Raw genomic sequence first — 12,894 nt, forward strand, 5'->3', positions numbered from 1 at the left:
AACCATCGAGGCAGCCGAATGCAGGAACTATTTCGAAAACGCTGGTTACGTTTCCGTCAAAACATGAAACGCTCTAGTCCTCAGGCGGCGAGCTTGGTGCGCGCCGGCAAGAAGGGAATCCGGCGGCGCGGCAACGTCGGCGCCAGGTCGAACACTCCGCGATAAAGACGATCCAGCAATACTTTGCGATCGCGCAAGGGCTCCAGTTCGCTCCAGCTCAGCACGTCGCCGACGCGAACGTCGATCGCCTTGCCGGACAGCCGCGCGAACTCGCGGATGAGCATTGAAAGGCGCAGCGTCAGCGAAGCCTTGCCGACGAACTTTGCCACGCGGCCGTCGCGCTCGGCCATGTTCATCGGCCCGCTGACCAGGTGGAACAACCTGCCATTCTGCCCGGAAAAATGCATCGGAATGACCGACGCCTTGGCGTCCTGGACCAGGCGCGCCGGAAACATTTTCCAGGGCAGGTCGCGCGCCCGGCCAAAACCCTTGGGCGCGGTGGCGACGCCGCCGGCCGGAAACACCACGATGGTGACGCCCTCTTTCAAAAGCCGCACCGCCTCGTGGCGCACGGCCATGTTGTTCTTCAGCGCGTCCTTGGTTTCGGAAAAATCGATCGGCAGCGAATAGGGTTCCATCTCGCGGATCTTGAGCAGATCCTTGTGGATCATCACCCGGAATGGCCGCCCCATCTGCTCGACCAGCGACAGCACGGCAATACCGTCGCCAATGCCAAACGGATGGTTGGCGACAATCACCAGCGGTGTGTCGGGCAACCGCGCCGGGGGCCACTGGTCGGGGCTCTGTACACGCACGTCGATGAGTTCGAGCATGCGGCTGAAGATACGCTCGCCCGTCGGCACCACCTGGCGGCGCCAGAAATCATAGAGCGCGGCAAAGCGGTCGCGGCCCGACAGGCCCTCGATCGAATGGATGACCCAGCGCGTCAGCGCCGGCTGGCGCGGATTGGCGTAGGAAAGCTCAGGGAATGGTCGTTCGCGCGATTTCAGCTTGAGCATCCGGGTTCGTTACAACGTTGCCGTGACAGGGATATGAAAATGGCGGTGGATCGCTCCACCGCCATTCGGTCGCGAAAATGTCTGATCAGGCAGCGCGCTTGCGCCGGCGATCGGGCGTGACGGCTTCCTCGGTCAGCCGCTCGATCGCGTCGGCTAGGCCGAGCGATTCCTGGTCGCGCGAGCCGAGCCGACGCATGTTCACCGTCTGCTCCTCGGCCTCACGCTTGCCGCAGACGAGGATGACAGGCACCTTGGCCAGCGAGTGCTCGCGGACCTTGTAGTTGATCTTCTCGTTGCGCAGGTCGGCTTCCGCCAGCAAGCCGGCGGCTTTCAGCTTCGCCACCACCTCGTTGGCATAGTCGTCGGCGTCCGAGGTGATCGTCGCCACCACCACCTGCAGCGGCGCGAACCACAGCGGGAAATGGCCGGAATAGTTCTCGATCAGGATGCCGAGGAACCGCTCCATCGAACCGCAGATGGCGCGGTGCACCATGACCGGCTGCTTCTTTTCCGAATCCGAGCCGATGTAGAAGGCGCCGAAACGCTCCGGCAGGTTGAAGTCGACCTGCGTCGTCCCGCACTGCCATTCGCGGCCGATCGCATCCTTCAGCACATATTCGAATTTCGGCCCGTAGAAGGCGCCCTCGCCCGGGTTGATCGAGGTCTTGATGCGGTTGCCGGACCTCGTCCTGATCGTTTCCAGCACGGCACCCATGATCGCCTCGGCATGATCCCAGGCCTCATCCGTGCCGACGCGCTTTTCGGGCCGTGTCGACAGTTTGACTCTGATTTCGTCGAAACCGAAATCGGCATAGGTCGACAGGATCAGATCGTTGATGCGCAGGCATTCCGACGCCAGTTGCTCCTCGGTGCAGAAGATATGGGCATCGTCCTGCGTGAAGCCGCGCACGCGCATCAGCCCGTGCAGCGCGCCCGACGGTTCGTAGCGATGCACATTGCCGAATTCAGCAAGCTTCACCGGCAGGTCGCGATAGGATTTCAGCCCATGCTTGAAAATCTGCACGTGACCCGGGCAGTTCATCGGCTTCAGTGCGAAGATGCGGTCGTCATCGGTTTCATCGCCGGCGACTGTCACCTTGAACATGGCGTCGCGATACCAGCCCCAGTGGCCCGAGGTCTCCCACAGGCTCTTGTCGAGCACCTGGGGCGCGTTGACCTCCTGATAGCCCTGCTCGTCGAGCCGGCGGCGCATGTAGTTGACCAGGTTCTGGAACATCTTCCAGCCCTTGGCGTGCCAGAAGACGACACCCGGCCCCTCTTCCTGGAAGTGGAACAGGTCCATCTCGCGGCCGAGCTTACGGTGGTCGCGCTTCTCGGCCTCCTCCAGCATCGTCTGGTAGGCTTCGAGCTGCGCCTGGTCGGCCCAGGCCGTGCCGTAGATGCGCGTCAGCATCGGATTGTTCGAATCGCCGCGCCAGTATGCGCCGGCCACCTTCATCAGCTTGAAGGCGTTGCCGATCTGGCCCGTCGAGGCCATATGCGGTCCACGGCAGAGATCGAACCAGTCGCCCTGGGCGTAGATCTTGAGATCCTGGTCCTCGGGAATGGCGTCGATCAGTTCAAGCTTGTAGCGCTCGCCCTTCTCGGCGAAGACTTGTCTGGCCTTGTCGCGCGACCAGACTTCCTTGGTGAACGGCTTGTTGCGCGCGATGATCTCGCGCATCTTCTTCTCGATCATCGGGAAATCGTCCGGCGTGAACGGCTCGTTGCGGGCGAAGTCGTAATAGAATCCGTTCTCGATCACCGGCCCGATGGTCACCTGCGTTCCCGGCCATATCTCCTGCACCGCTTCGGCCAGCACGTGCGCGGTATCGTGGCGGATAAGCTCAAGCGCGCGCGCATCGTCGCGGGTGATAATCTCGACCTTGCCGGACTTGCCCAGCGGATCACTGAGATCGCGCACGGTGCCGTCGATGGCATAGGCCACGGCCTTCTTGGCCAGCGACTTCGAGATCGATTCGGCGAGGCCGGCGCCGGTCATCGCAGCGTCGTAGTCGCGTACAGAGCCATCGGGAAATGTCAGGGAAACGGAATTCAGCATGGTTATCTCCTATCCAGTCCCGCAAACGAGCGCGGGTGGTTGAATGCATGTCACCCAAAAGTGTGTGGCAGTTTTGGGGTCAAGACATGCATAGGTAAAGCCGGATGCGCCAATCACAGGGACAAACGGCAGCGCGCGGGTTTTAGAGGCACTGCCGGCCGAGGTAAAGAGCGCTGATATCTGGCCGCCAGGAAATATCGCCACGGACGTCGCGGGCTCGTCACCCAGCCCCCGAACATCGCCGCAATAGCCGGGAATTGTCGACATGGAAGACGCTATACCCAGCCGAACCGCCTTCGGCGTCGCACGCATGAGGGCCCTCCATCAGTTTTCGCCGCAGGCAGGCCTGTTTCGCGATCCCTACGCGATCGCGATTCTGGGCGCGTCCGCCCCCGTAGCGCAGGCGCTTGAGCAGGAAGACGAGCGCAGCCGCCGCATGCGCCTGTTCGTTGCGGCGCGGGCTCGCCTGGCGGAGGACTGGCTGGCCGCTGCGGTGCGGCGCGGCGTCCGTCAACTTGTGGTGCTTGGCGCCGGCCTCGACACGTTTTCACTGCGCAACCCATATCCCGACCTGGGAGTGTTCGAAGTCGACCACCCTGCAACGCAGGCCTGGAAGCGCAAATGCATCGCCGATGCCGGTCTCGCCGAGCCACCCGGCACCACATTCGTACCGATCAATTTCGAGCGGCAAAGCCTGTCCCAAGAACTGGCAATTGCGGGTTTGCAAACGACCTGGCCGAGCGTCTTCATCTGGCTGGGAGTCGTGCCCTACCTGACGAAGGTTGCGATCTTCGACACGCTGTCCTGGATTGCCGGCATCCCTGGTTCGGAGGTCGTATTCGACTATAGCGAACCGGTCGAGAACCGCGACGCCGCCGGACGGGCCGCGCTGGCCTTTCACGCGGCGCGCGTCGCATCTGTCGGGGAACCATGGATCAGCTTCTTTGATCCCGCCGACCTGGCGAAATCGTTGCGCGAGCTCGGCTTCGACGACATCGAAGACCTCGCGAGCGGCGAGATCTTCGATCGCTTCTCCGGCGCGCCACAAGGAACGGCGAAGAATGCCGGTGGCCACATCATCCGGGCACGCCGAAGCGTGTGAAGCAACTCAGGAAACGTGCTTCACGAAGACCGACGTCTCAGTCCACGAGCCCCGGCAGGTCCTTCAGGAATTCGGCGCGCGTCGCCAGACCCTTCGGCAGGTCGGTCCGCTTCGTGTTGACAACCAGCCGGGCGAACACGATCTGGCGCCCGTCTTTCTGTGCCCAGCCGACGAACCAGCCGAGCGAACGCTTGTCCTTGCCGGCCTCGCCGAGCCTGGTGCTGCCGGTCTTGCCCTGGACGGACCAATCGCCAGCCTTGAAGCTCGGCAGGATGGCGCGCGTCATTTCATGCGCCTTCGCCGACACCGGCATCTTGCCGGCAAGCAGCTGGCGCAGGAACGCGACCTGTTCGACCGGCGTGATCTTCAGCGAGGAATTGACCCAGGAGTGCGTCAGCCCATCATCCTTGCCGGGATTGCCTGACACGTCTGAATTGCCGTAGTTGAACTTTGATACATAGCCGGCAAACTTATCGCCGCCGAGCCGGCGGGTGATCTCGCGCGAATACCAGATGATGGAATCACGCTCCCAGATCGTCGGATCGACCGATTTCTGGTCGCGCTTCACCGCCTTGAATTCGGGCTTATAGTCCCATGTCGGCGTATGTTGATCGGCGAGGATGCCGGCATCGTAGCCGATCAGCGCAAGCGGCACCTTGAATGTCGAGGCCGGGCTGAACCGCTGGTCGCAGGTGCCGTCCTGATAAAGCGTCTTGCCGCTCCGGGCATCGGCGATGAGCGTGCATTTTACCTCGCCAAGCGGCGCCGATTGCGCACGCAACGGGAACCCCAGCAGCCAGGCAAGCAGGAACAGGACTCCGGCCAGGATGAAAGGAAGACGGTCGATGTTACGCATGGGATGCTCGCTTCAGATGGGTTCGCGAGCGGGCTTAGCGAGGTCTCTTGTCTCGATTTTGTCTCAAATGCGCAGTTGTTGTGCAGGCTGGCGTTAACCCTACCGGATCATTAACCGGCGCGGCGCGGCCCGCGCTCTCATCCCTGCCCTTCGCTGCTCTTGCGGCCAATCCGCCAGTACCGCCATGGCATGAACCAGGCGTAGCCCGGCGCCAGCAACTCCGGCACGAGATCGACGCCGTGCGTTCCGAACGGACCGCAGCGCAGCACGCGGAACAGGCCCATCCAGCCGCCGGCCCAAAGGCCGTGCCGGGCGATCGCCTCATGCGCGTATTCCGAACAGGTCGGCAAGTGCCGGCAGGAATTGCCGACGAAGCCGGACAGCGTCAGTTGATAAAGCCGCACGAACGACGTGCCGAGCAAGCGGCCGGGCGTCCTGCGCCAGGGGCCAGGCCAGTTGCGGCCGCGCCTCGGCGCCCCGGCTCTATGCGCATGCCCGTGCTCGCCCACTGCGATCTCCGCGTTTCCTGGTGATAGATGTGCGCTTGCACCGGAGAACGCAATGCCGTTCGCCTTGCGGTCACGGACGCGAGCGGCGAAATGGCCGTCGGCCGGCCGAAGGTGCCCGCTGATCAGGGCGGGTCCACTCTTCGTGATGCCTTGCATCGCGTCGTTCGTCGCGCCATTGAAACGTCGCGATCCGCATCACATCACCGAAAATGGTCAGGAACTGGATCATGGCTGGTCTCCTTTGACCTGGATTAGACCGCCGCTGGCCTTCGCCTTCAAACTAGTATAATTTCCGCTTCGGATAATCCTGAGTTATGCGAATGAAGCGTGGACGCCTGCCATTGACGGCACTGAGAAGCTTCGAGGCGGCCGGCCGTCATCTGAGTTTCAGCAAGGCCGCTGAGGAGCTTTTCGTCTCGCAGGCCGCGATCAGCCGGCAGATCCGCGAACTCGAAACTTTCCTGCGCCAGCCGCTTTTCGAACGGCACCATCGCCGCGTGGAACTGACGGATGCGGGCCGCCGGCTGCTTGCTCAACTGGTCAGGAGTTTCGATGCGATCGACAGCCTGCTCGGCGATCTCGTCGCCACGCCGGCACAGTCCGTCGTTCGGGTCAGCGTCGAACCTTCGCTCGCCGCCGTGTGGCTGGTGCCCAGGCTCAACCGGTTCCGGCAATTGCGACCCGATATCGACGTTTCCCTCGAAGTCGACCCAAGGCTGATCGAGTTCCGCGGCGACCAGCCCGAACTCGCCCTGCGCTTCAGCGCGCATGCCACCTCATGGCCGCGCGCCGAGGCCGAGCGGCTGGCCTCGACAGTCGATTCGCCGGTCCTGTCGCCGGTTCTGCTTTCGTCGGGACCGGTCCTCGAGACACCCGCCGACCTTGCCCGCTACACGCTTTTGCATGAGGAGAACCGCCAGGGCTGGGCGCGCTGGTTCGAGGCGGCTGGGGTGCCCGCCGATACCGTGCCCGCGCGCGGCCCGATGCTGGCGGATGCCTCGCTGTCGAAGCAGGCCGCGCTGCTTGGCCACGGCGTGGCGCTGGGCGATCTCCTGCAGATTGGCGAGGAACTGGCGGCCGGAACACTGGTCAAGCCGTTCGACATCGACGTCGCGTCCGGCGCCTATTGGCTGGTGGCCAGGGATTTGCACGATCTCTCTGAACCGGCCGCTGCCTTCGCCGATTGGCTAAGACGCGAATTCGCTGAGAGCAGGCAGATCCTCAAGGCTTCGGCCTGAGCCTCTGCGCTGGCGGGAATGCGCTACTTCTTGTACTTTTCGAGAAGTTTATCGAGGTCCTTGGAGTCGATGGACGGATGCCCCGCCGCCGGGTCTTCTGCCGGGTTGAATGTGAGGACGACAGAGCGCCACAAATCGTAACTGGCCGCATAGGGCACCAGTCCGGGGAACGGCGCGCAACGTGTGATCGCGCGCACGGCAGCCCTTGCAACCTGGTCTCGCGGCGGAGTCACGGGACCGAGAATCCTTGGCGGACCGGCGAGCGATCCGTCCTTGTTCAGGCTGATTTGAACGCGCGCGATGCTTGTGGTGTCTGCAGGCACGTTCCAGCAGCCTTGGATGGCCTTCATCAGATAATCGCCGATATCGCGCGTGACAGCTACGTCGGCCCGGCTCACGCCGCAACTCAAGACGAGCGCGCCGACAAGACTCCAGGCGAATACCAATCCATGGAAAAAACGGGGTCGCGGGCGGCTCCGCATCGCGAAAAGGTGAAATCGCAACGTCACGCCGCTTCTTCGGCGCGTTTCTTCTCGATCTGGCCGATGGCATCGATCACGGCGTCGAAAGTCAGCATGGTCGAGGCATGGCGTGCTTTGTAGTCGCGCACCGGTTCCAGATATTTGAGGTCGGCGAAGCGGCCTTGTGGCGGCTGGCCGTTCTCCTTCAGCATCTTCAGCATGGTCTCGCGCACCGCGCGCAATTCCTCGGCGCTGGCGCCAACGACATGTTGCGCCATGATCGAGGACGATGCCTGGCCGAGCGCGCAGGCCTTCACGTCATGGGCAAAATCTGTGACCACGCCGTCTTCCATCTTGAGGTCGACGGTAACAGTCGAGCCACACAGCTTGGAATGCGCCTTCGCGGTCGCGTCGGGATGATCGAGCCGCCCGATGCGGGCGATGTTTCCGGCAAAACCGAGAATTTTCGCGTTGTAGACGTCGTTGATCATTATTTTCCAATCCGTCGCCGCCAAGCGAACAGCGATTGCCGCTGACGCGTCTTCCTTTCGCTCGCCACGCCCTTATATAATGCTGGCAGTCCGGCATCGACAAGGCGACGAAAACCGCGTGTCCTTGCCAAAATTGTTCACGCCGCTTACGGGGCTGGAAACGGGGCGAGTTTCCGACGCCGAAGGTCGTGGTCCGTTCAACTCGTTCCTCCTGTGAGAGGAACTACGGGAGACGCCTTTTATGGATGCCGTCATCAAGAAACTCATGCCCCAGTCCGCCTATATGGAAAAGCCGGTCACTGACCGTCCGAGCGAAGCCGAGGTCGAGGCCGCCGTGCGCACGCTTTTGCGCTGGACCGGCGACAATCCGGATCGCGAGGGTCTCATCGACACCCCCAAGCGCGTCGCCAAGGCCTACCGTGAAATGTTCGGCGGCTACGACATGTGCCCGGCGGAGGAACTCGGCCGCACCTTCGAGGAGGTTGCTGGCTACGATGATCTGGTCATCGTCAGGGACATCCAGTTCCACTCGCATTGCGAGCACCACATGGTGCCGATCATCGGCAAGGCGCATGTCGGATACCTGCCCGACGGCAAGGTCGTCGGCCTGTCCAAGATCGCACGCGTCGTCGATATCTTCGCCCATCGCCTGCAGACGCAGGAAGCCATGACAGCGCAGATCGCCGGCGTCATCCAGGACGTGCTCAATCCGCGCGGCGTCGCCGTCATGATCGAGGCCGAGCACATGTGCATGGCCATGCGCGGCATCCGCAAGCAGGGTTCAACCACGCTGACCTCGACCTTCACCGGCGTCTTCAAGGACACGCCCGAGGAACAGGTTCGTTTCGTCACCATGGTGCGCGGCGGGGCCTGAAGCCCCTCGCCGGCATCACGGTCAAAAGGAAAATAGACCTGATATGTCGGCACTGGAATTTCCAAAATCTCCCTCGGACAAGAAGATGCTGGAAGATGGCGCGGTGTTCTCGCCGCGCTTCGACGCCGCGGGCCTCGTCACCGTCGTCGTCACCGATGCCGCCGACGGCATGCTGCTGATGGTCGCGCATATGAATGCCCAGGCGCTGGCGCTGACGCTCGAGACGGGCGTCGCGCATTACTGGTCACGCTCGCGCGACATGCTCTGGAAGAAGGGCGAAACCTCGGGCAATCTCCAGCATGTCGTCGAAATGCTCACGGATTGTGACCAGGACGCATTGTGGCTTCGCGTGAAAGTGTTGGGCCACGACGCAACCTGTCACACCGGCCGGCGTTCCTGCTTTTATCGGACGGTGGGGCTGACCGACGGCAAGGCGACCCTTGCCGACGATGGCAGCAAGCCGCTGTTCGATGCGGAAATCACGTATCGGAAGCCATCGTCTTGAACCTTCTGCCTCACACCGACCACTCAGATTCATCATTTCGATACGGCCCATCCGTATATTAGCCGTGGGACAAGGGAGATCGTGATGCTCGAATGGGCGTCATTGCGTAACAGACCAGATGTCAGGGAGGCCAACGGCCTGTCCTCGGCCGGAGGCGCATCCGAAACGAAATCTCCCAGGAAAACAGGTATTTCGCTTGCCTTGGGCGGCGGTTGCGCCAGAGGCTGGGCTCATATCGGCGTGTTGCGCGCGCTCGATGAAGCCGGCATCGAAGTCTCCATGATCGCCGGCACCTCGATCGGCGCCTTGGTCGGCGGCTGTTACCTCGCCGGCAAACTGGATGAGCTGGAAGAGTTCGCCCGCAGCCTTACCAGACGCCGCATCTTCGGCCTGCTCGATCTCAATCTGCGCGGCAGCGGCCTCTTCGGCGGCATGAAACTGGATGCTCGATTGCGCGAGCACGTTGCCGGCGTCCGTTTCGAGGACCTGCCCAAGCCGTTCGTCTGCGTCGCCTCGGAAATCCGCACCGGCCACGAGATCTGGCTGTCGAGCGGCTCCCTCATCACCGCCATGCGTGCATCCTACGCGCTGCCTGGCGTGTTCGAACCGGTCGATTGCAACGGTCGCGTGCTGGTCGATGGCGCGCTGGTCAATCCTGTGCCGGTTTCGGTCTGCCGCGCCTATGAGCAACCGCTCGTCGTGGCGGTCAATCTTCACTACGATCTGTTCGGTCGCGCCGCCGTGATCAAGCACAGTGCCGGCGAGCTGGTCGTCGAAAAGGATGCGCCAAGGCCTGGCCAGGCTGGCGGCGAACACCAGCCGCACCAGACGCGCCTCGGCATCACCGGCGTCATGGTCGAAGCCTTCAATATCATCCAGGACCGTATTTCTCGCGCCAGACTTGCCGGCGATCCGCCAGACATGTCACTGCAGCCCAAGCTCAGCCATATCGGCCTGACCGAATTCCATCGTGCCGACGAGGCGATCCAGCTCGGCTACCAGGCGACGATGGCGCAGATCGGCGAACTGACCCGGCTGCAGACGGTTCTGGCCTGAGCTGGCACTCCCTTCGATAAGGTTTATGCGTTCCGCCCGCAGCGGAGCCACGAAGTATCGTCCCAGTTCCGTCAGCCTCTCGACAAACCGATTGCAAATTGCAATTGGTTATGGTCGTCTGCTGAGAATCGAATGGAGGCACCGATGGCTGAAATAATCTATTCCATGCTGACGTCGCTGGATGGCTATATCGCGCAATCGGACGAGGACATCGGCTTGCCGGTGCCCGAAGCGGAACTGCACCAGCATTTCAACGACATGATGAGAGAGGCCTCCGCCGTGCTCGCCGGACGCCGCATGTACGAGATGATGCGCTTCTGGGACAGCCCTGAGCGCGAGACCGGCGACACCGAGGTCGAGCGGGATTTTGCCCGGGCATGGCGCGAAACACCGAAGATCGTTTTTTCGACCACGCTCCGGCAGGTCGGTCCCAATGCCCGGCTGGTGAGTGGCGACGTCGGCAACACGTTAACAGCTCTCAAGGCACAGGCCGGCGGCCCCGTCATCCTCGGCGGCGCCGATCTTGCCGCCTCCCTGGCGCGCGCCGGCCTCATCGACGAATACCGGCTCTACATGCATCCCGTCGTGCTGGGCGGCGGCAAGCCATATTTTCAGTCCGGCCTCTCGCTGGCGCTGAAACCGCTTGGCACGCAAAGCCTCGCCCAGGGTGTCACGCTGCTGCGTTATGCGCCGGCCGGCTGAATTGCCTGATTACGGTGCGGCTACGCCCGCGCGGCGTCGATGATGCGGAACTGGACCGTGCGGTTGCCATTCCAGTAATTGCCCGACAGTGAGCCGGCGACATGCACCGTCTTGCCCCGGTTCTTGAACAGGAATTCGCCGAGCACGGTGTCGACGGCGCGAAACGCTATCGCCTGGATGCGGCCGCCGCTCTCCGACTGCAAATCGGCGCGAATATGGTTGGTGCCGACCGGCCTGATGTCGACCAGCCGATGGCGTGGCAGGGCGAAGACCGGCGCGACATGCCCGGCGCCGAAAGGGCCGGCCTTCTCCAGCGCGTCGAGCAGGCCGAGCGTCGCACCCTCGGCGGCAAGCGCGCCATCGATCGCCAGGCTTTCCTCATCCTGCAAGCGGAAAACGTCCGCCGCCGCCCGCTCCTCGAAGAAGGCCCTGAGTTCGCCCAACCTTGCACGCTCGACGGTGATGCCGGCCGCCATACCATGGCCGCCGCCCTTGACGATGAGGCCGGCATCGGCGGCTTCGCGCACCAGCCGGCCGAGATCGAAGCCAGACACGGAACGGCCCGAACCGGTGCCGATGCCCACGGCGTTGAAGGCGATGGCGAAAGCCGGTCGCCTTGCGTGGTCCTTCAGCCGTGAAGCAAGCAGGCCGACAATGCCGGGATGCCAGTTGTTGCTGGCGGTGACGACGATCGCCGGACCGCTGCCGCCCGCGAGCTCGGCATCGGCCTCGGCGCGCGCCGCGGCGAGCATCTCCTGCTCCATCTGCTGCCGCTCCTGGTTCAGCCGGTCGAGCGTCTCGGCGATGGTCTGCGCTTCGACCGGATCGTCGGTCGCAAGCAGGCGGCTGCCGAGCGCGGCATCGCCGATGCGCCCGCCCGCATTGATGCGCGGGCCGATCAGATAGGAGAGATGGAAGGTGCCGATCGGCTCGCCGATGCGCGACACCCGCGCAAGGGCGGCCATCCCTTCGTTCTTCTGCTGGCGCGCCACCTGCAGGCCCTTGACGACGAAGGCGCGATTGACGCCGGTGAGCGGCACCACGTCGCAGACGGTGGCAAGCGCCACGAGATCGAGTAGCGAAAGCAGGTCCGGCTGGGGGGCGTCGGTCATTCCGCGCAGGACCTTCGCGGTTTGCACCAGAGCGAGAAAGACCACACCGGCGGCGCAGAGATGACCCTGCCCGGAAAGGTCGTCGTCGCGATTTGGATTGACCACTGCATGCGCCGCCGGCAACGCGCCGCCCACCTGGTGATGGTCCAGCACCACGACATCGGCCCCCGCCTCCTTGGCCGCCTCGATGGAAACGGCGCTGTTGGTGCCGCAATCCACGGTGACGATCAGCGTCGCGCCGCGCGAGACCAGTTCGCGCATGGCATCGGGATTGGGCCCGTAGCCCTCGAAGATGCGGTCCGGGATATAGATTTCCGAAGGCACTGAGAAATGCGCCAGGAACCGTTTCAAGAGAGCCGAAGAGGCGGCGCCGTCGACATCGTAGTCGCCGAAGATCGCTACCTTTTCCCGGGCCACGACGGCGGTGGCGATGCGGATGGCCGCCTTGTCCATGTCGGTCAGCGATGCCGGGTTGGGCAGCAGGTCGCGGATCGTCGGATCGAGAAACCGCTCGGTCTGCTCGGCGCTGACTCCGCGTCCGGCAAGGACGCGGGCGACGATGTCGGGCACACCATGGCCCTGCGCGATGGCAAGCGCGATCATGTCCTGCCGTTCAGACAGCCGGTGCTCCCAGGAGAGGCCGGTAGCCGACTGCCTGACATCGAGGAAAAGGCGCCTTTCGCCCGTCATGCGCTTTGCCAACTCATGGTTGGCGGCAGGATAATGCATGTCGCGCAAAAGTGTGCAGCGGTTTTGGATGACGACATGCACGAACAAAGGCCGGCAAAGCCAGGCGATTCACCGATCTTCGCATCGCGGGAGACTTCAAGAAAAACTACGCTTTCCGCCCTTCAGCCTTGCACCCGGACCATGGCATGCCGCCCCTGCAAACAGGGCCGCCTGCCGG

At 63.2% G+C, this 12,894-nt stretch carries 14 protein-coding genes; 6 read left to right on the forward strand and 8 right to left on the reverse strand.

The window, feature by feature from the left end; genetic code table 11:
* Positions 1–80: 80 nt before the first annotated feature.
* Together FJ967_RS24635 and thrS are read right to left on the reverse strand one after the other, a co-directional pair.
* Positions 81–1,019, reverse strand: coding sequence for a GNAT family N-acetyltransferase (locus FJ967_RS24635; protein WP_140734674.1), 939 nt, complete (start codon positions 1,017–1,019; stop codon positions 81–83).
* Positions 1,020–1,104: 85 nt separating this feature from the next.
* Complete coding sequence (gene thrS, locus FJ967_RS24640; protein ID WP_140734676.1) at positions 1,105–3,081, reverse strand: threonine--tRNA ligase; 1,977 nt, start codon at positions 3,079–3,081, stop codon at positions 1,105–1,107.
* 265 nt (positions 3,082–3,346) lie between these two features.
* Here thrS and FJ967_RS24645 point away from each other — a divergent pair, with 265 nt between their 5' ends.
* On the forward strand, positions 3,347–4,183 hold the full coding sequence (locus tag FJ967_RS24645; protein ID WP_140734678.1) for an SAM-dependent methyltransferase: 837 nt from the start codon (positions 3,347–3,349) through the stop codon (positions 4,181–4,183).
* A gap of 37 nt (positions 4,184–4,220) precedes the next feature.
* Here the strand turns inward: FJ967_RS24645 and blaOXA are convergent, their stop codons facing one another.
* The 3 genes from blaOXA to FJ967_RS33500 all read right to left on the reverse strand — a co-directional run bounded on the left by blaOXA (position 4,221) and on the right by FJ967_RS33500 (position 5,777).
* Positions 4,221–5,039: a class D beta-lactamase gene (gene blaOXA / locus FJ967_RS24650; protein ID WP_140734680.1), complete on the reverse strand. Its 819-nt coding sequence runs from the start codon at positions 5,037–5,039 to the stop codon at positions 4,221–4,223.
* A 137-nt stretch (positions 5,040–5,176) separates the two neighbouring features.
* Positions 5,177–5,548, reverse strand: a complete 372-nt coding sequence (gene yidD / locus FJ967_RS24655) for a membrane protein insertion efficiency factor YidD (protein ID WP_140734682.1) — start codon at positions 5,546–5,548, stop codon at positions 5,177–5,179.
* 70 nt (positions 5,549–5,618) lie between these two features.
* Positions 5,619–5,777: a hypothetical protein gene (locus FJ967_RS33500; protein WP_181176131.1), complete on the reverse strand. Its 159-nt coding sequence runs from the start codon at positions 5,775–5,777 to the stop codon at positions 5,619–5,621.
* Positions 5,778–5,868: 91 nt separating this feature from the next.
* Here FJ967_RS33500 and FJ967_RS24660 point away from each other — a divergent pair, with 91 nt between their 5' ends.
* A complete protein-coding gene (locus FJ967_RS24660) occupies positions 5,869–6,786 on the forward strand; it encodes a LysR substrate-binding domain-containing protein (protein WP_140734684.1) in 918 nt (305 codons plus the stop codon).
* Positions 6,787–6,809: 23 nt separating this feature from the next.
* Here the strand turns inward: FJ967_RS24660 and FJ967_RS24665 are convergent, their stop codons facing one another.
* The gene (locus FJ967_RS24665) at positions 6,810–7,295 is read right to left on the reverse strand and encodes a cell envelope integrity protein TolA (protein WP_140734686.1); all 486 of its coding nucleotides are present in this window, start codon (positions 7,293–7,295) and stop codon (positions 6,810–6,812) included.
* On the reverse strand, positions 7,292–7,738 hold the full coding sequence (locus tag FJ967_RS24670; RefSeq protein WP_140734687.1) for an iron-sulfur cluster assembly scaffold protein: 447 nt from the start codon (positions 7,736–7,738) through the stop codon (positions 7,292–7,294). Before FJ967_RS24670 ends, FJ967_RS24665 begins: the two co-directional genes overlap by 4 nt.
* 241 nt (positions 7,739–7,979) lie before the next feature.
* Between FJ967_RS24670 and folE the strand changes: the two genes are divergently transcribed.
* From folE to FJ967_RS24690, 4 genes are all read left to right on the forward strand, one after another.
* The gene (gene folE, locus FJ967_RS24675; RefSeq protein WP_140734689.1) at positions 7,980–8,612 is read left to right on the forward strand and encodes a GTP cyclohydrolase I FolE; all 633 of its coding nucleotides are present in this window, start codon (positions 7,980–7,982) and stop codon (positions 8,610–8,612) included.
* Positions 8,613–8,655: 43 nt separating this feature from the next.
* The gene (gene hisI, locus FJ967_RS24680; RefSeq protein ID WP_140734691.1) at positions 8,656–9,117 is read left to right on the forward strand and encodes a phosphoribosyl-AMP cyclohydrolase; all 462 of its coding nucleotides are present in this window, start codon (positions 8,656–8,658) and stop codon (positions 9,115–9,117) included.
* 84 nt (positions 9,118–9,201) lie between these two features.
* Positions 9,202–10,173, forward strand: a complete 972-nt coding sequence (locus tag FJ967_RS24685) for a patatin family protein (protein WP_140734693.1) — start codon at positions 9,202–9,204, stop codon at positions 10,171–10,173.
* Between the two features lie 144 nt (positions 10,174–10,317).
* Positions 10,318–10,875 carry a dihydrofolate reductase family protein gene (locus tag FJ967_RS24690; protein ID WP_140734695.1) on the forward strand — a complete coding sequence of 186 codons (558 nt, stop codon included), beginning with the start codon at positions 10,318–10,320 and terminating at the stop codon, positions 10,873–10,875.
* Positions 10,876–10,895: 20 nt separating this feature from the next.
* Here FJ967_RS24690 and recJ read toward each other — a convergent pair whose 3' ends face one another.
* Positions 10,896–12,677 carry a single-stranded-DNA-specific exonuclease RecJ gene (gene recJ / locus FJ967_RS24695; RefSeq protein ID WP_140734697.1) on the reverse strand — a complete coding sequence of 594 codons (1,782 nt, stop codon included), beginning with the start codon at positions 12,675–12,677 and terminating at the stop codon, positions 10,896–10,898.
* Between the last annotated feature and the right edge of the window lie 217 nt (positions 12,678–12,894).

Origin of the sequence: Mesorhizobium sp. B2-3-4 (assembly GCF_006442315.1) — a bacterium.
GTDB lineage: Bacteria > Pseudomonadota > Alphaproteobacteria > Rhizobiales > Rhizobiaceae > Mesorhizobium.